Source organism: Pandoraea sp. XY-2, assembly GCF_004193915.1.
Classification (GTDB): Bacteria; Pseudomonadota; Gammaproteobacteria; order Burkholderiales; family Burkholderiaceae; genus Pandoraea; species Pandoraea cepalis.
This window is the reverse complement of sequence record NZ_CP030849.1, coordinates 585,101-604,757: the sequence shown is the minus strand read 5'-3', so window position 1 is coordinate 604,757 and position 19,657 is coordinate 585,101. Positions and strand designations below refer to the sequence as shown.

The window sequence follows — 19,657 nt, the reverse complement described above, 5'->3', positions numbered from 1 at the left end:
TTCTGTCAACGCCGCGCGATTGCGGCGCGTTTTCTTTCATGTTGTAATCGCCACGCGGTCCAATCCCGTGCGTGTCGACCTTATGGAGAGACGATCATGAAAAAAGCATTCGCTGCATTGCTTCTGGTATCCCCGCTGCTCGCATCGCCCGTGTTTGCCCAGACGGCCGCCCCCGCGCCTGCGCCCAAGGCCGCCAATGCCCAACAAAGCAAGATGGGCGCCTGCAATACGCAAGCTGGCAGCAAGAAGGGCGACGATCGCAAGGCGTTCATGAAGGAATGCCTGTCGAACAAGCCCGCCGCCAAGCCGACCCAGCAGGAAAAGATGAAGACCTGCAATGCCCAGGCTGGCGACAAGAAGGGCGACGATCGCAAGGCGTTCATGAAGTCGTGCCTGTCGAACAAGTAAGCGCACCGGGGGCTTTCCCGCACCGACCTTCTGACGGATAGACGGATGGACGGACAAGCGGCGAGACCGCCCACAGGCTGACACAACGGCGCCCCTCGCGGGCGCCGTTGTCGTTTCTCGCGCGTCCGTCTCGCGAATGGAGCAAAAACGCATGGAACGTTCTTCTTTTTGGCGGCTCGACACCCATACGACACAATCGCTTACCATGATCGCTGTATCCGGGGAATCTCATGAAGATCGTACTGATTACCGGCGTTTCGGGTTCCGGCAAATCGCTCGCCCTGAACGTCCTCGAAGATGCGGGTTACTACTGCGTCGACAATCTACCGTCGCGCTTTCTCCCTGAACTCGCCGAGTATCTCGAAACGCAGAACTACACACGTCTCGCCGTTGCCATCGACGCGCGCAGCGGCGGCTCGCTTGCCGATCTGCCACCGATCATTGGCGGCCTGCGTCGCTTCGGTCACGACGTGCGAGCCCTGTTCCTCAACGCCACCACGCAAACGCTGGTTCAGCGCTTCTCGGAGACACGCCGCCGTCACCCACTCTCCGTGATGAGCGATGATGCCGTCTCGGCCAATGGTTCGCTGGTCGAAGCGATCGAGACCGAGCGCGAAATGCTCAACAGCGTGGCCGAACTCGGTCACCAGATCGACACCAGCAATTTGCGCGCGAGCGCGTTGCGCCGTTGGATCCGCGAGTTCGTCCAGCACGATCACACCGGACTCACACTGATGTTCGAGTCGTTCGGATTCAAGCATGGCGTGCCGCTCGACGCCGATCTCGTCTTCGACGTGCGCTCGCTGCCCAATCCCTATTACGACACCCAGTTGCGTCCGCTGACCGGTCGCGATCAACCGGTGATCGACTTCCTGTCGGCCGTCCCCGAAGTCGACGAGATGACCAACGATATCGGCGCCTATCTGCAGAAGTGGCTGCCGAGCTATATGCGCGACAACCGCAGTTACCTGACGGTGGCGATCGGCTGCACGGGCGGTCAACACCGCTCCGTGTTCATCGCCGAAACGCTGGGTAAGCGCTTTCGCACCGAAGCCAGCGTGCTGGTGCGCCATCGCGAACTCGCCCCGCTCGAGTCGACGACCTGAGCCGGAACAGCCCGCTCAGGTCGGCAACGACAGTTGGCCGTCGCTCGGCGAACCGATCGACAAGGCGTCGGCAATCTTGCGGATCGGCGAGGGCAGGCCGGCGGCGGCAACGCCTGCGGCGTCCAGCCACGCGTGGCGTGAACCGTTCGGCGGCACCGCGGCGCTCGCGCCCAGCGTCACCCGCCACGGCCTCAAGTGCAGCCGGAAATGGGTGAAAACGTGCGTGAGACCGTGCAGCGGTTCGAGCGACTGCACCCTCCCGTTACCCGCACCGAGCGCGGCGGCATGCGCGCTCAGACGCTCGCGCAGCAACGCATCGTCGGCGTCGCGCGCGTCGGACGGCGGGGTCAGTTCCGGCAGGCTCCATAACCCGCCCCAGATACCGCTGTCCGGCCGTCGCTCGAACAACACGCGCTCGCCCGCGCAAATCACCAGTACATCGACATAACGCTCCGGCTGCGCCTTTTTGGGCTTGGACGTCGGCAACGTGCGCTCGCGTCCGGTTGCATGCGCGACGCAATCGCCGTCGAACGGGCACTCGCCGCAACGCGGCTTGCCGCGAGCGCACAGCGTCGCCCCGAGATCCATCATCCCCTGCGTATAGGCCGGCAAGTCGCGTTGCGGCAGCAGGGACTCGGCCAGCGTCCACATCGCCCGCTCGATTTTCGGCGAGCCCGGAAATCCCTCGATGCCGAACACCCGCGCGAGGACTCGTTTGACGTTGCCGTCGAGAATCGCGGCGTGCGCATCGTAGGCAAACGCGGCAATCGCCGCGGCCGTCGAACGGCCGATGCCCGGCAGCGAGGCGAGCATCTCGGGGTCGGACGGGAAACGACCGCCGTGCTCGGCCACCACGACCTGCGCGCAACGGTGCAGATTGCGCGCCCGCGAGTAGTAGCCCAGGCCGCTCCAGAGCGCCATCACGTCGTCCTGCGCGGCGCTCGCCAATGCCGCGACGTCGGGGAAGCGCTCGAGAAACCGCGTGTAGTAGGGGATCACCGTCGCGACCTGGGTCTGCTGCAACATGATCTCGGAGAGCCAGATGCGATAGGCGTCGCGCGTGTTCTGCCACGGCAGGTCGTGACGGCCGTGCTCGGCCTGCCAGGCAATCAGACGCTCGGCGAAATGGCTCGCCGGCGGGCCGGCGGTGGAGTCGTTGAGGGAGTCGTTCATATCATTTTCTGGGGGGCGTCGTGTACGGCAGCCGTCGCGGCCAAACCGCCGACCCGCTGCGCGATCGGCCATTGCCGCCTGCGTTATTTCTGACAATGCGGGCAGAAGAACGTGGAGCGCTGCCCTTGCACGATCTGCCGGATCGGGGTGCCACACACGCGACAGGGTTGCCCGGCACGATCGTAGACGAAATATTCCTGCTGGAAATAGCCGCGATTGCCGTCGCTGCCAACGAAGTCGCGCAACGTGCTGCCGCCCTTCTCGATCGCCGCGGCAAGCACGTCCTTGATGGCTTGGGCGAGCTTCTCGGCGCGGGGCCGCGAGAGTTTGCCCGCCGCCATACGCGGCGCGATGCCCGCGCGAAAGAGGCTCTCCGACGCATAGATGTTGCCCACCCCGACCACGATGCTGCCCGCGAGCAATGCCTGCTTGATGGCGACGGTCTTGCCGCGCGTGCCGGCGTAAAGCCATTGGCCGTCAAAATCGTCGGTCAGCGGCTCGACACCGAGACCGGCGAGCAGAGGATGCGCCAGCACGTCTCCCGCCGAGCGCGGATGGAACAGCACCGCGCCGAACCGACGCGGATCGCGATACCGCAGCGCGCATCGCTCGAAAACGAGATCGATATGGTCGTGCACCCCGGCGGCCGGCAGCGCCTGCGGCTCGGGCAGGACACGCAACGTGCCGGTCATGCCCAGATGCACCAGCAGCCAGCCGGGCGCGTATTCCAGCAACAGGTACTTGCCGCGACGGGTCACGCCGACGAGCGTTTCGCCGCGCAGGAGCGTGTCGAGCCCGTCGGGCACCGGCCAGCGCAACGAGGCGTTGCGCACGTCGATGCGGGCAACGCGTGTGCCTGCCACGTGTGGCGTAATTCCGCGACGGGTAACTTCGACTTCTGGGAGTTCAGGCATGCCTGCGAACGTTTGCTGAGGATTTAGACTCTATTGTATCGGGCGCGCTACAATCGCTCGAAACCTGTCGTGGATCCCTATGCCGAACACCCGATTCCAGTCCATCCCCGCCGCGACCAGCACGGCGCTCACCGTGGCACCCGTGGTTTTGCGCCTGCGCGGCGCCCTGGCACGCGGGGCGTGGGCCGGCGCAACGGCGCTTGGCGTAACCTGCGCCAGCGCCATCATGGCGTTCCTGCCTTCGTCGAACGCGTTCGCACAGTCCCGGCCGACGGCGCAAGCCGCGCCGGCGAGCGCGCCGGCAGGGGCGAGCGACGCCTCGGCAAACGCCGGCAGCGAGGCCGCGGCGTCCGATGCGAATGTCCCGCGCGAAAAGCTTCCGAACGTCGCGCTCTCCAGCGAGATCGTTTTCGAGGTGATGGCCGCCGAGTTGAGCCTGCAGCAAGGCAGCCTGGCGCCCGCCTTCAACACCTACGTCGCACTGGCCAATCGCACGAAGGACCCGCGCATGGCCCGCCGCGCGGTCGAGATCGCGCTCGGCGCCCGCCAGCTCGGAGACGCGCTCATTGCCGCCCGACTCTGGCATGAACTCGATCCGACCTGGCGTCCTGCATCGCAGTTGCTCGCGAGCCTCGAGGTCGGCACCGGCCATCTGGCCGAAGCCGAGCCACTGCTCGTCGGCGAATTGAACAAGGTACCGGAAGCGCGCCGCGGCCAGGCCATTCTCGAGCTGCAGCAGATGATTGCGCGCAGCCCGGAGCGCGCCACAGGGATCGCGTCGCTCAAGCGGATGCTGGCGAACGACATGCAACGCCCCGAGGCGCAACTGGCCATCGCCCGCTCGCAACTCGATGCCGGCGACACCGCCGGCGCACGTGCGTCGCTGGAAAAGGCGCTCAGTCTCAAGCCCGATTACGAAGCCGCCGCACTGCTTTACGGTCAGATGGGGCCGGAAGAGCGCAGCAGCGCCATTGCCGGATTGAAGACCTTCCTCGATCGCAATCCGAACGCCAAGGAAGCGCGCTTCGCCTACGCCAAGCTCCTGCTGGCCGACAACCAGCTCGACGCGGCACAGAAGCAGTTCGAAACGCTGGAAAAGCGTTACCCGCACGAACTCTCGACGCTCATGGCGCTCGCGCTGCTCAACCTGCACGCCAAACATCCGGAGCAGGCCGAACAATATCTGCAGAAGTACGCGTCGGAAGCCGAGCAGCAGAACACCGACGGCGCGCAAGCCTATGTCTATCTTGCGCAGATCGCCCAGGACCGCAAGGATTACCCGGCCGCCGACCAGTGGCTTTCGAAGATTCGCGAAGACAGCAACGCGTATCTGCCCGCGCAGATCGGGCGCGCGCAGCTGCTCGCCGACCAGGGCAAGGTCGACGAAGGCCGTGCGCTGCTGCACAGCATCAGCATCAAGACGAGCGATCCGCGTGAGCAACTCGCACTCAAGCGCGCCGAGTCGGATTTGCTCGTCAAGGCAAAACGCTACGACGAGGCGGAAAAGCTGCTCGCCGTCGAGGTGAAGAACCATCCCGACGATCCGGACCTGCTGTATCAGTACGGCATGGTGGCCGAGTTGAACAAACACTACGACGTCATGGAAAAGACGATGCGTCGTGTGATGGCGTCACAGCCGGAAAACGCACAGGCCTACAACGCGCTCGGCTACTCGCTGACTGTGCGAAACACCCGTCTGCCGGAAGCGCTCAAACTACTGCAAAAGGCGTCGGCGCTCGCGCCGGACGATCCGTACATTCTGGACAGCCTGGGCTGGGTGAAGTATCGCCTCGGCGACAAACCGCAGGCGCTCGAACTGCTGCGCCGCGCGTATGGCATTCAGGCGCAGGCCGAGATCGGCGCTCACTTGGGCGAGGTGCTGTGGGAATCGGGCCAACAGGACGAGGCACGCAAGACCTGGCGTGAAGCCCTCAAGCTCGACGGCGACGACGACACGCTGCGCGCGACGATGAAACGCTACAACGTGACGCCGTAATGCGGACGAGGTCGCCGTTTTCGCGCGTGGCGTCGCGTTCGGCTCGCGCCACGTCCCTGGTCCTGGCCTGTGCGCTCGCCGGGCTCGTCACCGGCTGTGCGAGCCTCGCGCCGCCCACCGTGGTGACGTCGACGGCGGGCGCCAGCGTCGAACATTACCGCGGCCGCTTCTCTGTGCGTTACGAGCAGAATGGCGAAACGCGCAACACCTACGGCAATTTCGACTGGCAGCAGAACGGCGACAACGCGATCGTTCAGTTGCTCGACCCGCTCGGACAAACCCAGGCGATCGTGCGCGAGAATCCCCGTCGTGCGTCGCTCGAATTACCCGGCAAGGCACCGTTGAGTGGCCCGCGCCTCGAAGATGTCATGCATGACGCCCTGGGCTTCGCGCTGCCGGTGGGCGGCCTGCGCTACTGGTTGCAAATGCAGGGCGCTCCGGGATCGCAGGCGAGCATCGAGCGCGATCCCCAGACACAACGGCCGACGCATTTGAAGCAGGACGGGTGGACGATCGACTATCAGGCCTTTTTCGACGGCGCGCCGCTACGCGTCAAGCGCATCGACCTGTCGCGCGATCTCGACGGGTCGCCGCTCGCTGTGCGGCTCGTGATCGACGAGTAAGGTCGAGCGACGCCGATTGGGCCGGGCACCGGCATCGCTTCGGCGGCCACTTGGACGCGCTTGTTGCGACGGTGCTATGCTTGGCGCCGCCCGATCCAACGCGCGTCGTGTGCCGCGCGCGCCTTGAGAGCAGGGATCGAATTGCGCGGGGAAGTCCCCGTCTCCAGACACCGACGTTGCGACATTGCCGCGACGACGCTCGTTAGCCATCGTTTTGCATCGCCATGTACGAAATCCTGCGTGATTGCCCGGCTCCGGCCAAGCTGAACCTGTTCCTGCACATCGTGGGACGCCGGCCGAACGGCTATCACGAGCTGCAGACTGTCTTCCAACTGATCGACTGGGCCGATACGTTGCATTTCGCGCGTCGCGACGATGGACGGATCGTCCACACGAACCCGCTGCCGGGAGTGCCGCCTGAGACGGATCTGACGGTGCGCGCCGCCCGCCTTCTACAGCACCATTGCGGCGTGCACTTCGGCGTGGAGATTGCCATCGAGAAGCGGCTGCCGGCCGGTGGCGGCATCGGCGGCGGCAGCTCCGACGCCGCGACGACGCTGCTCGCGCTCAATCGCATGTGGCAACTCGATCTGCCGCGCGCGGAACTTCAGGCGCTCGCCCTGCAACTCGGGGCCGACGTGCCGTTTTTCGTCTTCGGCCGCAATGCGTTCGCCGAAGGGCTGGGCGAGGAATTGCACGCCGTGGATTTGCCGCACAGGTACTTCCTCGTGGTCAACCCGCGCGTCCACGTCGCGACCGACAAAATATTTCGCGATCCACTGTTGACAAGGGATTCGAAGATCGTCACAATGGCGTTCTTTCTCGAACACGCAAGCAAAAACGTGTTAGGAACGGATGAAATTTTCCGTAACGACATGCAAGCGGCAGTGATTCGAGAATACGCGGAAGTCGCTGCGGTGATTGACTGGTTCAGAACCTTCACCACCGCACGTATGACGGGCTCCGGCGCCAGTGTGTTTGCAGCATTCGACACGAAGGCAGAGGCGGAAGCGGCATACCAGCGATTGCCAGAGCACTGGCTGGGTCAAGTGACCGCCAGTCTGGCCGAACACCCGCTGTTCGCCTTCGCGTGAAGGGTTTTACTTTGTTGCGTTTCCTACGACGCGGCAAGGGCAACGGTTAGTGTAGGGGAGTCGCCAAGTTGGTTAAGGCACCGGATTTTGATTCCGGCATACGAGGGTTCGAGTCCTTCCTCCCCTGCCAATTTCTCTGTCGTGCAGTCTCAGCATCCCAACGTTCCGCAGGTAGCCAGATGAGTAGTGATAACCTAATGGTATTCACCGGGAACGCCAATCCCGCCCTGGCCCAAGCGGTCGTCGACACTCTCGGCATTCCCCTCGGCAAGGCCATGGCGAGCCGGTTCTCGGACGGTGAGATCCAGGTCGAAATCCAGGAAAACGTGCGCGGCAAGGACGTCTTCGTCCTCCAGTCGACGTGCGCGCCGACCAACGACAACCTGATGGAACTGATGATCATGGTCGATGCGCTCAAGCGCGCGTCTGCCGGCCGGATCACCGCTGCCATCCCGTATTTCGGCTATGCCCGTCAAGATCGCCGCCCCCGTTCGGCGCGCGTGGCGATCTCGGCGAAGGTCGTCGCCAACATGCTGCAAATCGCGGGCGTCGAGCGCATCATCACGATGGACCTGCACGCCGACCAGATTCAGGGTTTCTTCGATATCCCGGTCGACAACATCTACGCGTCGCCGCTGCTGCTGGCCGACGTGCGCGCGCAGAACCACGAAAACCTGCTGGTGGTCTCGCCGGACGTTGGCGGTGTGGTGCGTGCGCGTGCGCTCGCCAAGCAACTGCATTGCGATCTGGCCATCATCGACAAGCGTCGTCCGAAGGCCAACGTCGCCGAAGTGATGAACATCATCGGTGAAGTCGAAGGCCGCACCTGCGTCATCATGGACGATATGGTCGACACGGCCGGCACGCTGTGCAAAGCCGCGCAGGTGCTCAAGGAACGTGGCGCACAGAAGGTGTATGCGTACTGCACGCACCCGGTGCTTTCCGGCGGTGCGGCGGCGCGCATCAACGCGTCGGAACTCGACGAAGTGGTCGTGACGGACACGATCGCGCTGCGCGACGACTCGAAGGGTGGCAAGATCCGCCAGTTGAGCTGTGCCAATTTGCTCGCCGAGACGTTCTCGCGTATCCGTCGTGGCGACTCGGTAATGTCGCTGTTCGCGGAATAAGCGTTCGGTAAATTTTTGCGACGGCGCCTGTGTGGCGCCGTTGTTGTGTCGGCGGGGAGCGTCTCCCCGCCTTTGTCATTCCTGAAGCCGATGTTTTTTGCACGGCATTTGGGAAGCTATCGCTGCCTGGTCGCGGGCAGTCCAAGGAGTTGTTATGAAAGTCGTCGCTTTTGAGCGTAATCTGCAAGGTACGGGTGCGAGCCGCCGCCTGCGCAATGCCGGTAAGACCACGGGCATCGTGTACGGTGGAAACGTTGATCCGAAGATGATTGAGCTCGATCACAATGCGCTGTGGCATGCCCTGCGCAAGGAAGCGTTCCACTCGTCGATTCTCGAGCTGGAAGTTGCCGGCAAGACCGAACAAGTGCTGCTGCGCGATGTGCAGTACCACCCGTTCAAGCAATTGGTTCTGCACGTGGATTTCCAACGTGTCGATCCGAACAAGTCGATTCACGTGAAGGTGCCCCTGCACTTCCTGGGCGCTGAGAACGCCCCGGCCGTGAAGCTGGCGTCGAACGTGATCAGCCACACCGTGAACGAACTCGACGTGAACTGCCTGCCGGGCAAGCTGCCGGAATTCCTGGAAGTCGACCTGTCGACGCTGGAAGCGGGCAAGACGGTGCACGCCAAGGACGTCAAGCTGCCCGCCGGCGTGACGCTCACGCTGCACGTCGAGCAAGAAAACCCGGTGGTCGCGCAAGCCGTCCAACCGGCAGGTGCGGCTGCTGACGAAGCGGCTGCCCCGGCTGCCGAAGGTGCAGCGCCGGCCGCCTAAGGCCCGCGCGTTAGCCTTCAGCGGCGACGCTGGACGCAAGACCCGCCGCGACGTCATGTCCGGCGGGTTTTTTTATGGCGGCGCGCATGCCGATTCGGCGCGCGCCAAGATCGTGATACCGAAATGATCAAGCTGATCGTAGGGCTCGGCAATCCGGGCGCCGAATACACAGCAACGCGTCACAACGCCGGCTTCTGGTTCGTCGACGCGTTGGCGCAGCAATGCGGTGCATCGCTCACGAACCAGAAGAACTTCCACGGCTTTGCGGCGCGCACCCGCATTGCCGGCCAGGAAGTCTGGTTGCTCGAGCCACAGACCTTCATGAACCGCTCGGGGCAGTCGGTTGTGGCGCTCGCACGCTTCTACAAGATCCTGCCGGATGAAATCCTCGTCGTGCACGACGAACTCGATCTGCTACCTGGCACGGTGAAACTCAAGCGTGGTGGGGGCAGCGGTGGTCACAACGGACTGAAGGACATTGCCGCGCATCTGACGACGCCCGAGTTCTGGCGTCTGCGCCTGGGCATCGGCCATCCGCGCACGCTTCAGCCGACGGGCAGCCAACAGCAGGTCGTGGACTTCGTGCTCAAGCCACCGCGCAAGGAAGAGCAGGCGCAGATCGACGACGCGATGTCGCGCTCGCTCGACATCGTCGATCAGGTCGTCAAAGGCGAGATGGAAAAGGCAATGATGCGCCTGCACGCCGCGCCGGGGAAGTAAGCGGCGCTGCCGCGCAGTGCGCGGCTGGCTTGGCTTGCACGTCGCTCAGGCCGTCTTGGCCGCTTGCAGATGGGTGTACTTCTCGAGCAGTTGCTCGGGCGTCTCGACGTGTTCGGGGTTGAGGGGAATGCACTCCACCGGACACACCTGCACGCACTGCGGTTCATCGAAGTGCCCCACACACTCGGTGCACTTGTTCGGATCGATCTCGTAAATCTCGACCCCCATCGAAATCGCGTCGTTCGGGCACTCTGGCTCGCACACGTCGCAATTGATGCATTCATCGGTAATCATCAAGGCCATACGGCACCTCCAGCCGTATCGCAACGCCGGTCAGCCGCAAGGGCCGGGCCGGCGTACGCGATACTCATCCGTTCGTCGGCAGGCTGCCGACTTTCGTCATCAGCCATTTTTCGACGGAAGGAAACACGAACTTGCTGACGTCGCCGCCCAGTTGCGCGATCTCGCGCACGATCGTGCCCGAGATGAACTGGTACTGGTCAGACGGCGTCATGAACATCGTTTCCACATCGGGCAACAGATAGCGGTTCATCCCGGCCATCTGGAACTCGTACTCGAAGTCGGACACGGCGCGCAGGCCGCGCACGATCACACGGGCCTGGTGCTTGCGCACGAAGTCCTTGAGCAGCCCGGAAAACCCTTCCACGCTGACGTTCGGATAGTGACCCAGCACTTCGCGCGCGATGTCGATGCGCTCTTCCAGTGAGAAGAACGGCTTCTTGTTTCGGCTATCCGCCACGCCGACGACGAGCTTGTCGAAAATCCCTGCCGCGCGGCGGACCAGATCTTCATGTCCTCGGGTCAACGGGTCGAACGTCCCCGGATAAATCGCCACTACCATGCGAACGTCTCCTCGCGGCTGGGGACCTGTGCTGCGTACTTGTTCATTGTGGTCTCTAGGTTTTCGGTATCGATTCAAGCAAATGATAATGCACGGCCCCGGCTTTCGCCCGTCGCAGGCATGTGAGGTCGAGCACCGCCAGTGCGTCGTCCTCCAGCGCGATGTCCGATTCGGCGTAGATCACCCCGCCAGGGGCGAGCAGACGGGCCGCGGGCGCCAGCAGGTCGTTCATCCAGCCGCTCGCAAACGGCGGATCGAGAAACACCACGTCGAAAGCCCCGGGCGGGAGTGTGGTTATCAGGCGGCGGGCATCGGCCTGCACGATCTCGATCTGATCGGCCCCGAGTTTGGCCTGATTGGCACGCAGTTGCCGAACGGCCCGCGCGGCGTGCTCGACCATCAGCACCCGGGCGGCACCGCGCGAGGCGGCCTCGAATCCCAGCGCGCCGCTGCCTGCGAACGCGTCGAGGCACCGCATGCCGCCCAGATCCTGCCCCAGCCAATTGAACAGGGTTTCCCGCACACGGTCAGGCGTGGGCCGCAGGCCTTCGCCCGACGGCACCGGCAGCGGCGTGCGCTTCCACTGGCCGCCGATGATGCGCACCTGCTGCGGCGCGCCGCGTGCCACGTTTCCCGAACCGGACTTCATCGTGTTCCCCGCAGGACAGCCTTGCCGGAGACACCGTCACCCGTGCAAAAATGAGTTCGCGCGCGCGGCTGCGCACGCCAGGAATCCAAAATCATGACAATTCACGCTACATTGTTGAGGCGAAACATACCACATCGCCCGCAAGACCTGCCCCATCAAGGCATACGATGGCAGGCGATGCGTCGATCCCGAACGGCGAGCGTCTGCTTCGACGCCAGTGGCACAACGACGACGCGCCCGGCAGGACATCACAGGAAACCGCCCGATTCGCCATGACCGACGCCGCCATCGAGGTAATTGAGCTGTGCAAGGCCTATGACGGCCGTTCCGTGGTCGACCATCTTTCGCTGCGCGTCGCACCGGGCGAGTGCTTCGGCTTGCTCGGGCCCAACGGGGCGGGCAAGACCACCACGTTGCGCATGCTGCTGGGCCTGGTCACGCCCGACAGCGGTGAAATCCGTCTCGGTGGCCTGTCCGTGCCGCGACAGGCGCCACAGGCGCGACGCCGCGTCGGTGTCGTGCCACAATTCGACAACCTCGACCCCGACTTCACCGTGCGCGAGAACCTCGCGGTCTTCGGACGCTATTTCGGACTCTCCTCTGCCGAGCTTCGGGAACGCGTGCCCGCCCTGCTCGCGTTCGCGCGACTCGAGTCGAAGGCAGACGCCCGCGTCGGCCAACTCTCAGGCGGCATGAAACGACGTCTCACACTCGCCCGGGCGCTCATCAACAATCCCGATGTGCTTGTGCTCGACGAGCCCACGACGGGCCTCGATCCGCAAGCTCGCCACCTGATCTGGGAACGGCTCAAGTCGCTGATGAACGAGGGCAAGACGATTCTGCTCACGACGCACTTCATGGAAGAAGCTGAGCGCCTGTGCCATCGTCTGTGCGTGATCGACGCCGGCCGCAAGATCGCCGAGGGCACGCCGCCCGAACTGGTTGCGCGCGAAATCGGCTGCGATGTCGTGGAGGTGTTCGGCGACGTGCCGCAAGCCCTGCTCGCGCGCCTGACGCCGCTGGCCGAGCGCATCGAGACGAGTGGCGAGACCCACTTCTGCTATGTGCGCGACGCGGTGCCGGTCGTTGCAGCGCTGCAAGATCAGCCCGGCGTTCGATATCTGCATCGGCGAGCCAATCTGGAGGACGTCTTTCTCAAACTCACCGGCCGGGAGATGCGCGATGACTGAACGTGACCATCCCATGCCCGACACACTCGAAACACGCGAAACACGCGACACCGGCGACAGCGCGGCAGTCTCGACGGCGGGCGCGCACCGCGCGGGCCCACCCACGAACGCCCCCGGAGACGCCTCGCTACCTGCCCGGCATCTCGTCGTGGATGGGCGTCTGGCGGCGCAACTTCCTCGTCTGGCGCAAGCTCGCCATCGCGTCGCTGTTCGGCAATCTGGCTGACCCGATGATCTATCTCTTCGGGCTGGGGTTCGGCCTCGGCATGATGGTCGGCGAGGTCGACGGCACCTCATACATTGCGTTTCTCGCCGCAGGGACCGTTGGCTCAAGCGTGATGTTCTCCGCCAGCTTCGAATCGATGTACTCGGGCTTCTCGCGCATGCATGTGCAGCGCACGTGGGAAGCGCTCATGCACACGCCGCTCACGCTGGGCGACGTCGTGCTCGGCGAAGTCGTGTGGGCTGCGAGCAAGGCCGTGCTCTCAGGTGTCGCGATCCTGCTGGTGGCCAGCGCACTCGGCTATGCGCGCATCGACAGCATACCTGTCGTACTGCCGGCGATCCTGCTGGCGGGACTCGCGTTCGCCAGTCTGGCGATGGTGATGACGGCGCTCGCGCCGAGCTATGACTTCTTCATGTTTTACCAGACGCTGGTCATGACACCGATGCTGCTGCTCTCGGGGTGTTCTTCCCCTTGGCGCAACTGCCGGCGGCAGCCCGTCACGTCACTGAATGGCTGCCCCTGGCCCACGCGGTAGCGCTGATCCGCCCCGCCATGCTCGGACGCCCCATCGACCTGCCATGGCTGCATGCAAGCGCGCTCGCTATCTATGCAGTCGTCGGGTTCGCCGCGGCACTCGTACTGCTGCGCAGGCGCATTCTTCGGTAACGCCGCGCCGTACCTTTCGGCCCGCTCACGCAAGACAACGAAAAACGGCACCGAAAGCTGTCGGTGCCGTCTGTCGTATGCCAATACGTCGCGTCAATCCCACGACGATGCGACGATTATTTCGTTTGCTTGCCTGCCGAAGATTTGGCGCCGGGCGCCGCCGCGCCTGCGCTTGCGCCGCCGAAGACGTTGCTCGGCCCCACGACAACCGTGACGAGCCGGTCCGGCTGCACGTGACGCGCGAAGGCGCTCTTTACCTGCGCGGCGGTCACGGCTTGAACGTTGCGGGTCCACGTATCGAGGTAGTCCAGCGGCAGGTGATAGAAGCCGATAGCGGCCACGTTCGCCAGCAGCTTGCGGTTACTGTCGAGTCGCAGCGGGAAGCCGTTGGTCAGGTTGTCCCTGGCGGCCTGCATCTCCGCGTCGGTCGGCCCGTCCTGGACGAACTTGGCGAGTGTTTCACGCACGACCTTGAGCGCCTCCGGTGCCTGCTCGCGGCGCGTCTGCAAACTGATCTCGAACGGCCCCTCCTGCAACTGCGGCATGAAGCCACTCGACACACCGTACGTCAGACCGCGTTTCTCGCGCACCTCTGCCGTCAAGCGAGACACGAAGCCCCGCCGCCCAGGACATAGTTACCCACGAGCAACGGGAAGTAGTCGGGATCACTGCGTGCCACCGATGCCTGCCCCGTCACGATATGCGCCTGTTCCGCCGGGTGCGGCAGATCGATCTGCATGGCACTGCCCAACGACGCGACCGGCGGCATCGCCGGCGGCGTCACGCCCACGGGCATGGCGTCGGTCAGCATGGCGACGAGCGCCTCCGCCTGCGCTCGATCAATGTCCCCGACGATCGTCACGACCGCACGCTTCGGGCTGTACATGTCGCGGTAGAAACGCACCAGATCGTCGCGCTTCACGGCGGTCACACTCGCCACCGTCGGGCTGACGCCGTACGGATGGCTGCCATAGATCGCGCGGCGAAATGCCTTCTCGGCGATCGCCTCGGGCTTCGTATCGGATTCCGCAATCGCCGACGACAGACGCGCCGCTTCCCGCTTGAGCACCGCATCGGGGAACGTAGGATGTTGCAGGAACTGCGCCATCGCGCCGACCGCCGCATCGCGTTCGGTCGCCGACGACAGCGTGCGCAGGGTGACGGTCGCGGCATCGCGTCCGGCACTCGTCGCTTCCATCGCCCCCACGTCGGCAAAGCGATCGGCAATCTGCGCCTCGGTCAGCGCGGGGCGCCCCGCTGCGGCGGACGCCCCCGCGTCGAGCAAGCCCGCCGTGAGCATCGCCAGACCGGACTTGCCCGGCGGATCGTAGCGACTGCCTGCATCGAAGTCGATGTTCAGGTCGATCATCGGGATCGAACGACTCTCGACGAACATCACCTTGGCGCCCGACGGCGCCACCCAGCTTTGAATCGGCAGCGCCGCGCGAGCACTCAGCGGTGTGACGGCAATAATCGCGCCCGCGGCAACGGCAGCAACGCTCGCCGTAAAGCCCGTGCGCGCAGGCACGGAGAACGCACGCAACAGTGCGGAAATTTTCATCATCGTGTGGCCCTCTCAGCGCATGTTCTTCAAGTCTTCCGCCCCTTGGGCGCGGCGCTTTCGTGTCGCTTCGTCGATGGGCTGGGGGACCAGCGTCGCCACGGTCAGGGACGCGTCGCCGAAGTACTTGCCGGCCACCGCCTGCACCTGTGCCGGCGTGACCGCCTTCACCTTGTCGAGCATGCGATCGATCTGCCGCCACGAGATGCCCGACATTTCGTTCAAGCCGATCTCCATCGCCTGGCCGAACACCGAGTCGCGTTTGTAGATTTGCGAGGCGACGACCTGCGCCTTCACGCGCCCAAGTTCCGCCTCGGTCACACCATGCGCCGCAATATCGGCCACCTGCGCGCGAAGCGCCTTCTCGAGCTGCTCAGGCGTCTTGCCCTTCGCGGGGGTGCCGTCGAGAAGGAAGAATTGCGGGCCACGGCCCACGCCATCGTAGTTGGCACCGACATCGTTCGCGATGCGTTGCTCGCGCACGAGATGGCTCGTCAGACGCGCATTGCCATAGCCGTCGAGCACGGCGGCGAGCACCTGCAACGCATAGACGTCGTCGTCCTTTTCGACGTCGGTCAGACGAGGCGCACGCCACGCGAGCATCACGTGTGGATTCTCGGCAGGCGCTTTCACGAACACCCGGCGCACGCCGAGTTGGGCCGGCTCGTTCTGAGGACGCCGATCAGGCAACGCATGCGGCTTGAGCGGGCCGTAATAGGTCTCGGCGAGTTGCTTGACCTGCGCGGGATCGACATCGCCGCTCACGACCACCACTGCATTGTTCGGCGCGTACCAGCGCGCATACCAGTCGCGGGCGTCCTGGACGGTCATGTGCTGAAGGTCGTCCATCCAGCCGACGATTGGGCGACGATAGGGATTGGCAACGAGCGCCGAGGCCATCAGTTGCTCGTAGAGCAATGCGCGCGGCTGATCGTCCGTGCGCAGCCGGCGCTCCTCCATGACCACCTGGATCTCTTTGGCAAACTCGTCGCCGGAGAGCGTGAGGTTGGCCATGCGGTCGGCCTCGAGACGCATCATCTCCGGCAGACGCGACTTCTCCGTCTGCTCGAAGTAGCCGGTGTAGTCCTTGCTGGTGAACGCATTTTCACGGCCACCCAGGGCCGCCACCTGACGCGAAAACTGGCCCGGCCCGACAGCCTTGGTGCCCTTGAACATCATGTGTTCGAGCACGTGGGCCACGCCCGTCGTGCCGTTGAATTCGTCGAGCGAGCCAGCGCGGTACCAGACCACATGGGCCACCGTTGGTGCCCGGTGGTCTTCGCGCACGATCAACCGCAGCCCGTTCGATAACGTGAATTCCGACGTGTTATCCGCCGTTTTGCTGCCGGCGGTGTCGGCCGCCTGGCTCAGGCATGCCACACTGGCCAGGATGAGTCCGGCCAAGGTATGTCGCCAGCGCATGGTTCCCGTCATGGATCCCCTTTCGCCCGTCACGGACGTTGATTCGCGTCTGATAAAATACGTCGCATCTCCCGCGTCGGAAATCACGACCCGCCCATTGTAGGGCGTTTTGTGCGACGCGAATGGCAAGACAAATCACAGACGCACGCCGACCGCGTGCGCCCACGTCGAGTTCTTCACCCCATGTTCAGTTTCTTCAAGCGCTTCAAGTCGGGCGGTAACAAAGCCGCCGAGACGAGTCCCGCATCGACCGAATCTCTCGCGTCCGACGCGCTGGCGCCATCGCCGGAAATCCCGGAAACGCCCGCTTCGCCAAGCTTGCCGGTCGAAGACGCTGCGGCGAAGGCCGACATCGCACCGGCCGTTGCCCCCGCGCCCGCGCCGGCCGAAGCCGCACCGGCGCCCACCGCGCCGATCGACGCCCCGTCCTCGCCTGTCACCCCGGTCGAAAATGCGGCGCTGTCCGAACCGGCGCGGGGGAATGTCCCATCGCTCGTCACGCCTGCGCAGTCCACGCCGACGCTCGCTCCGCAGATCGCGCCCGAACAGGCGGAACTGGCGGAGCCCCTCGAGCCAATTGAACCGATTGAGCCGATTGAGCCGGCCGCACCGCCCCGGCCGTCGTTGTCAAGGATGCCCACGGCGACGCCATCGGCGAGATCGTCGCGGCCCCCGCGCAAGCTCCGGCCGCCAAGCGGTCCTGGCTCACGCGCCTGAAGGCAGGACTGTCGAAGACGAGCGCCGGTCTCACGGGCATCTTCATCGGCGTGAAAGTCGACGAGAACCTGTTCGAGGAACTGGAAGACGCCTTGCTGATGAGCGACGCCGGCGTGGAAGCCACGGCTTTCCTGATCGGCGCCCTGCGCAAGAAGGTCAAGACTGACCGGCTGACCGAAGGCGAGCAGGTCAAGCGCGCGCTGCACGATCTGCTGGTCGAATTGCTGCAGCCGCTGGAACAAAGCCTGGTCCTGGGTCGCGAGGCGCCGTTGGTCGTGATGATCGCGGGCGTGAACGGCGCAGGCAAGACGACAAGCATCGGCAAGCTCGCCAAACACTTCCAGCACTACGGGCAGTCCGTGCTGCTCGCCGCCGGAGACACCTTCCGCGCGGCGGCACGAGAACAACTGGCGATCTGGGGTGAGCGCAACAACGTCGCCGTCGTCTCACAGGAAAACGGCGACCCGGCCGCCGTCGTCTTCGACGCCGTCACTGCCGCACGCGCGCGCAAGATCGACATCGTGATGGCCGACACCGCGGGTCGACTGCCCACACAATTGCATCTGATGGAAGAGTTGAAGAAGATCAGGCGCGTGTTGGGCAAAGCTGCCGAGGGCGCACCGCACGAGGTGCTGCTCGTGATCGACGCCAACACGGGACAAAACGCGCTCACTCAGGTCAAGGCGTTCGACGACGCGCTGCAACTCACCGGCCTCATCGTGACAAAGCTCGACGGCACGGCCAAGGGCGGCATTCTCGCCGCCATTGCGCGCCAGCGTCCGGTGCCGGTGTACTTCATCGGCGTGGGCGAAAAGGTCGAGGATCTGCAGCCGTTCTCGGCGCGCGAATTCGCCGACGCCTTGCTCGGCTAACTCAGCGAACTCAGCGAAGCGCGTCCGACGGCACGGTCCGCAAAGCCGACCATAAAGGCAACGGCCCGCTCGCATCACGCGGCGGGCCGTTGCCTTTTCAGACGGCGCAAGACAGCGCCGCGCGATAACAGCGCATTACCACTGCTGCGCGACGAGTCCTGCGCAGAGCCCCACATCATCGTGCCGACGACCCCATCGAGGATCTGCCACGCCCGCGCGCGCGCAAAAAGCGGCGCAAGCAACCGGGCGCCATAGCCCAGCGCGCAGAACCACAACACGGAGGCGGTCATTGCCCCCGCGGCAAACCACGCATTCCCGGGCGGCACCTCGCGAGCGCCGATCCCGCCCAGCAGAATCACCGTATCGAGATAGACGTGCGGATTGAGTAACGAGAGCATCAGCACGAGCACGAACGCTCGCCGCCAGGTCATCGCCTGTGTGGCCGCACGGCTGCCGTCTGCCTGCAAGGCACCCGCACCGCGCAATGCGGCACGCCACGCGCGCAGGCCGTACCAGAACAGGAACGCGGCGCCGCCCCACGTCACGGCCGTCAGGAAGCGCGGATAGGCGGCAATCAAGCCGCCCATGCCCGCGACCCCCGCCGCAATCAAGACCATGTCGCAAATTGCGCAAACGGCCACGACCACGCCGACATGGCGTCGAAGAATGCCCTGACGCAGCACAAACGCGTTCTGCGCGCCAATGGCCATGATGAGGCTGGCGCCCAACGCCATGCCCCGCCAGAACGCGGGATCGACCATCGTGAGGCTTACTCGGCGTCGGGTTGCGCTTCGGGCGCCGCGCGCTGGAAAGCGTCGAGTGTCAGGCAATGTGCGTTGACGGCGGCGATTCGCGGGAAGGGCGTCATGTCTACCTTGAATCGGTTCGCGTTGTAGACCTGCGGCACGAGGCAGCAATCCGCGAGCGTCGGGGTGTCACCAAAGGTGAACCTGCCTTGCGGCGACTGCGCCGCCAGCCGGGCTTCCAGCGCCGCGAAACCCTCCACGACCCAGTGGACATACCACGCATCCTTTTGCGCGTCGGTCACCCCCAGGTCGTGCTTGAGGTAACGCAGCACGCGCAGGTTGTCGATCGGGTGGATGTCGGCGGCGATGTCGAGCGCCAGTGCCCGCACCTGAGCGCGCGCCACCGGGTCGGCCGGGAGGAGCGCAGGCGTCGGATGCACCTCTTCGAGATACTCGATGATGGCCAGCGATTGATGGAGGTTCACGCCCTCGTCGACGAACGTCGGCACCAATCCGTTGACGTTGAGCGCAAGGTACGCCGGTTTGCGCTGCTCGCCGCCCTCGCGCACCAGATGCACCGGCACGGTCTCGTAATCGAGGCCCTTCAAATTCAGGGCGATCCGCACGCGATACGCGGCGGAACTGCGGAAATAGCTATACAGCGTGGACATGGCTGACCTCGGAGGCGAAATTGGGGAAGGCGCGGCGCCGGCTTCAAGCCTGAGGGGCTGCGTCTGAACACGAAATGGTACTTCAAGCGCTGGCCCCGATGACACTTGATTGCGTATGATGGATGGATATCCGGCGGCA

18 protein-coding genes, 1 tRNA gene and 3 pseudogenes are annotated in these 19,657 nt (G+C 64.6%); 12 read left to right on the top strand and 10 right to left on the bottom strand.

From position 1 onward, the window contains the following. Positions 1–96: 96 nt before the first annotated feature. Together DRB87_RS02750 and rapZ are read left to right on the top strand one after the other, a co-directional pair. A complete protein-coding gene (locus tag DRB87_RS02750) occupies positions 97–408 on the top strand; it encodes a PsiF family protein (protein WP_130024775.1) in 312 nt (103 codons plus the stop codon). A 230-nt stretch (positions 409–638) separates the two neighbouring features. Further along, a complete protein-coding gene (gene rapZ, locus DRB87_RS02745) occupies positions 639–1,514 on the top strand; it encodes an RNase adapter RapZ (RefSeq protein ID WP_130024774.1) in 876 nt (291 codons plus the stop codon). Between the two features lie 15 nt (positions 1,515–1,529). Here the strand turns inward: rapZ and mutY are convergent, their stop codons facing one another. Together mutY and mutM are read right to left on the bottom strand one after the other, a co-directional pair. Beyond that, the gene (gene mutY / locus DRB87_RS02740; protein WP_130024773.1) at positions 1,530–2,687 is read right to left on the bottom strand and encodes an A/G-specific adenine glycosylase; all 1,158 of its coding nucleotides are present in this window, start codon (positions 2,685–2,687) and stop codon (positions 1,530–1,532) included. 83 nt (positions 2,688–2,770) lie between these two features. Next, positions 2,771–3,601: a bifunctional DNA-formamidopyrimidine glycosylase/DNA-(apurinic or apyrimidinic site) lyase gene (mutM, locus tag DRB87_RS02735; RefSeq protein WP_130024772.1), complete on the bottom strand. Its 831-nt coding sequence runs from the start codon at positions 3,599–3,601 to the stop codon at positions 2,771–2,773. Between the two features lie 79 nt (positions 3,602–3,680). On the opposite strand from mutM, the gene DRB87_RS02730 reads away from it, so the two are divergent. The 7 genes from DRB87_RS02730 to pth all read left to right on the top strand — a co-directional run bounded on the left by DRB87_RS02730 (position 3,681) and on the right by pth (position 9,936). Beyond that, entirely contained in the window at positions 3,681–5,597 is a 1,917-nt protein-coding gene (locus DRB87_RS02730) for a tetratricopeptide repeat protein (RefSeq protein WP_130024771.1), read from the top strand. A gap of 26 nt (positions 5,598–5,623) precedes the next feature. Then, the gene (locus DRB87_RS02725) at positions 5,624–6,220 is read left to right on the top strand and encodes an outer membrane lipoprotein LolB (protein WP_240756152.1); all 597 of its coding nucleotides are present in this window, start codon (positions 5,624–5,626) and stop codon (positions 6,218–6,220) included. Positions 6,221–6,444: 224 nt separating this feature from the next. After that, positions 6,445–7,314 (top strand): 4-(cytidine 5'-diphospho)-2-C-methyl-D-erythritol kinase, encoded by an 870-nt coding sequence (ispE, locus tag DRB87_RS02720; protein ID WP_130024769.1) that lies wholly within the window; start codon positions 6,445–6,447, stop codon positions 7,312–7,314. A gap of 53 nt (positions 7,315–7,367) precedes the next feature. Then, positions 7,368–7,444, top strand: a tRNA-Gln gene (locus tag DRB87_RS02715). A 67-nt stretch (positions 7,445–7,511) separates the two neighbouring features. Beyond that, positions 7,512–8,441: a ribose-phosphate pyrophosphokinase gene (locus DRB87_RS02710; RefSeq protein ID WP_017232658.1), complete on the top strand. Its 930-nt coding sequence runs from the start codon at positions 7,512–7,514 to the stop codon at positions 8,439–8,441. 154 nt (positions 8,442–8,595) lie between these two features. Then, a complete protein-coding gene (locus DRB87_RS02705) occupies positions 8,596–9,216 on the top strand; it encodes a 50S ribosomal protein L25/general stress protein Ctc (protein WP_130024768.1) in 621 nt (206 codons plus the stop codon). Positions 9,217–9,339: 123 nt separating this feature from the next. Continuing rightward, on the top strand, positions 9,340–9,936 hold the full coding sequence (gene pth / locus DRB87_RS02700) for an aminoacyl-tRNA hydrolase (RefSeq protein WP_130024767.1): 597 nt from the start codon (positions 9,340–9,342) through the stop codon (positions 9,934–9,936). Between the two features lie 45 nt (positions 9,937–9,981). On the opposite strand, the gene DRB87_RS02695 is transcribed toward pth, so the two are convergent. From DRB87_RS02695 to rsmD, 3 genes are all read right to left on the bottom strand, one after another. Beyond that, complete coding sequence (locus DRB87_RS02695; RefSeq protein ID WP_130024766.1) at positions 9,982–10,239, bottom strand: YfhL family 4Fe-4S dicluster ferredoxin; 258 nt, start codon at positions 10,237–10,239, stop codon at positions 9,982–9,984. A 64-nt stretch (positions 10,240–10,303) separates the two neighbouring features. Continuing rightward, a complete protein-coding gene (gene coaD, locus DRB87_RS02690) occupies positions 10,304–10,798 on the bottom strand; it encodes a pantetheine-phosphate adenylyltransferase (protein WP_017232662.1) in 495 nt (164 codons plus the stop codon). A gap of 55 nt (positions 10,799–10,853) precedes the next feature. After that, the gene (rsmD, locus tag DRB87_RS02685; protein WP_130024765.1) at positions 10,854–11,447 is read right to left on the bottom strand and encodes a 16S rRNA (guanine(966)-N(2))-methyltransferase RsmD; all 594 of its coding nucleotides are present in this window, start codon (positions 11,445–11,447) and stop codon (positions 10,854–10,856) included. A 272-nt stretch (positions 11,448–11,719) separates the two neighbouring features. On the opposite strand from rsmD, the gene nodI reads away from it, so the two are divergent. Next, a complete protein-coding gene (gene nodI / locus DRB87_RS02680; RefSeq protein ID WP_130027681.1) occupies positions 11,720–12,637 on the top strand; it encodes a nodulation factor ABC transporter ATP-binding protein NodI in 918 nt (305 codons plus the stop codon). Between the two features lie 8 nt (positions 12,638–12,645). Next, positions 12,646–13,529, top strand: a pseudogene (locus DRB87_RS02675) (ABC transporter permease). A 116-nt stretch (positions 13,530–13,645) separates the two neighbouring features. Here the strand turns inward: DRB87_RS02675 and DRB87_RS02670 are convergent. From DRB87_RS02670 to DRB87_RS23380, 3 genes and pseudogenes are all read right to left on the bottom strand, one after another. Then, positions 13,646–15,093 (bottom strand): annotated as a pseudogene (locus DRB87_RS02670) (M16 family metallopeptidase). Positions 15,094–15,105: 12 nt separating this feature from the next. Next, positions 15,106–16,524 carry a pitrilysin family protein gene (locus DRB87_RS02665; RefSeq protein ID WP_130024764.1) on the bottom strand — a complete coding sequence of 473 codons (1,419 nt, stop codon included), beginning with the start codon at positions 16,522–16,524 and terminating at the stop codon, positions 15,106–15,108. A 164-nt stretch (positions 16,525–16,688) separates the two neighbouring features. After that, positions 16,689–17,012: a hypothetical protein gene (locus tag DRB87_RS23380; RefSeq protein WP_165385205.1), complete on the bottom strand. Its 324-nt coding sequence runs from the start codon at positions 17,010–17,012 to the stop codon at positions 16,689–16,691. Here DRB87_RS23380 and ftsY point away from each other — a divergent pair. Further along, positions 16,927–18,101, top strand: a pseudogene (gene ftsY / locus DRB87_RS02660) (signal recognition particle-docking protein FtsY). The gene DRB87_RS23380 and the pseudogene ftsY sit on opposite strands and share 86 nt — an antisense overlap. Positions 18,102–18,175: 74 nt before the next feature. On the opposite strand, the gene DRB87_RS02655 reads toward ftsY, so the two are convergent. Continuing rightward, positions 18,176–18,862 (bottom strand): LysE/ArgO family amino acid transporter, encoded by a 687-nt coding sequence (locus tag DRB87_RS02655; protein ID WP_130024763.1) that lies wholly within the window; start codon positions 18,860–18,862, stop codon positions 18,176–18,178. Between the two features lie 8 nt (positions 18,863–18,870). Continuing rightward, the gene (gene maiA, locus DRB87_RS02650; RefSeq protein ID WP_130024762.1) at positions 18,871–19,518 is read right to left on the bottom strand and encodes a maleylacetoacetate isomerase; all 648 of its coding nucleotides are present in this window, start codon (positions 19,516–19,518) and stop codon (positions 18,871–18,873) included. Positions 19,519–19,657 lie beyond the last annotated feature (139 nt).

Bases quoted from the DNA above. Each gene is read 5' to 3' on its own strand.
- DRB87_RS02750 (WP_130024775.1), top strand. From the start codon at position 97: ATGAAAAAAGCATTCGCTGCATTGCTTCTGGTATCCCCGCTGCTCGCA.
- rapZ (WP_130024774.1), top strand. From the start codon at position 639: ATGAAGATCGTACTGATTACCGGCGTTTCGGGTTCCGGCAAATCGCTC.
- mutY (WP_130024773.1), bottom strand. From the start codon at position 2,687: ATGAACGACTCCCTCAACGACTCCACCGCCGGCCCGCCGGCGAGCCAT.
- mutM (WP_130024772.1), bottom strand. From the start codon at position 3,601: ATGCCTGAACTCCCAGAAGTCGAAGTTACCCGTCGCGGAATTACGCCA.
- DRB87_RS02730 (WP_130024771.1), top strand. From the start codon at position 3,681: ATGCCGAACACCCGATTCCAGTCCATCCCCGCCGCGACCAGCACGGCG.
- ispE (WP_130024769.1), top strand. From the start codon at position 6,445: ATGTACGAAATCCTGCGTGATTGCCCGGCTCCGGCCAAGCTGAACCTG.
- DRB87_RS02710 (WP_017232658.1), top strand. From the start codon at position 7,512: ATGGTATTCACCGGGAACGCCAATCCCGCCCTGGCCCAAGCGGTCGTC.
- DRB87_RS02705 (WP_130024768.1), top strand. From the start codon at position 8,596: ATGAAAGTCGTCGCTTTTGAGCGTAATCTGCAAGGTACGGGTGCGAGC.
- pth (WP_130024767.1), top strand. From the start codon at position 9,340: ATGATCAAGCTGATCGTAGGGCTCGGCAATCCGGGCGCCGAATACACA.
- DRB87_RS02695 (WP_130024766.1), bottom strand. From the start codon at position 10,239: ATGGCCTTGATGATTACCGATGAATGCATCAATTGCGACGTGTGCGAG.
- coaD (WP_017232662.1), bottom strand. From the start codon at position 10,798: ATGGTAGTGGCGATTTATCCGGGGACGTTCGACCCGTTGACCCGAGGA.
- rsmD (WP_130024765.1), bottom strand. From the start codon at position 11,447: ATGAAGTCCGGTTCGGGAAACGTGGCACGCGGCGCGCCGCAGCAGGTG.
- nodI (WP_130027681.1), top strand. From the start codon at position 11,720: ATGACCGACGCCGCCATCGAGGTAATTGAGCTGTGCAAGGCCTATGAC.
- DRB87_RS02665 (WP_130024764.1), bottom strand. From the start codon at position 16,524: ATGACGGGAACCATGCGCTGGCGACATACCTTGGCCGGACTCATCCTG.
- DRB87_RS02655 (WP_130024763.1), bottom strand. From the start codon at position 18,862: ATGGTCGATCCCGCGTTCTGGCGGGGCATGGCGTTGGGCGCCAGCCTC.
- maiA (WP_130024762.1), bottom strand. From the start codon at position 19,518: ATGTCCACGCTGTATAGCTATTTCCGCAGTTCCGCCGCGTATCGCGTG.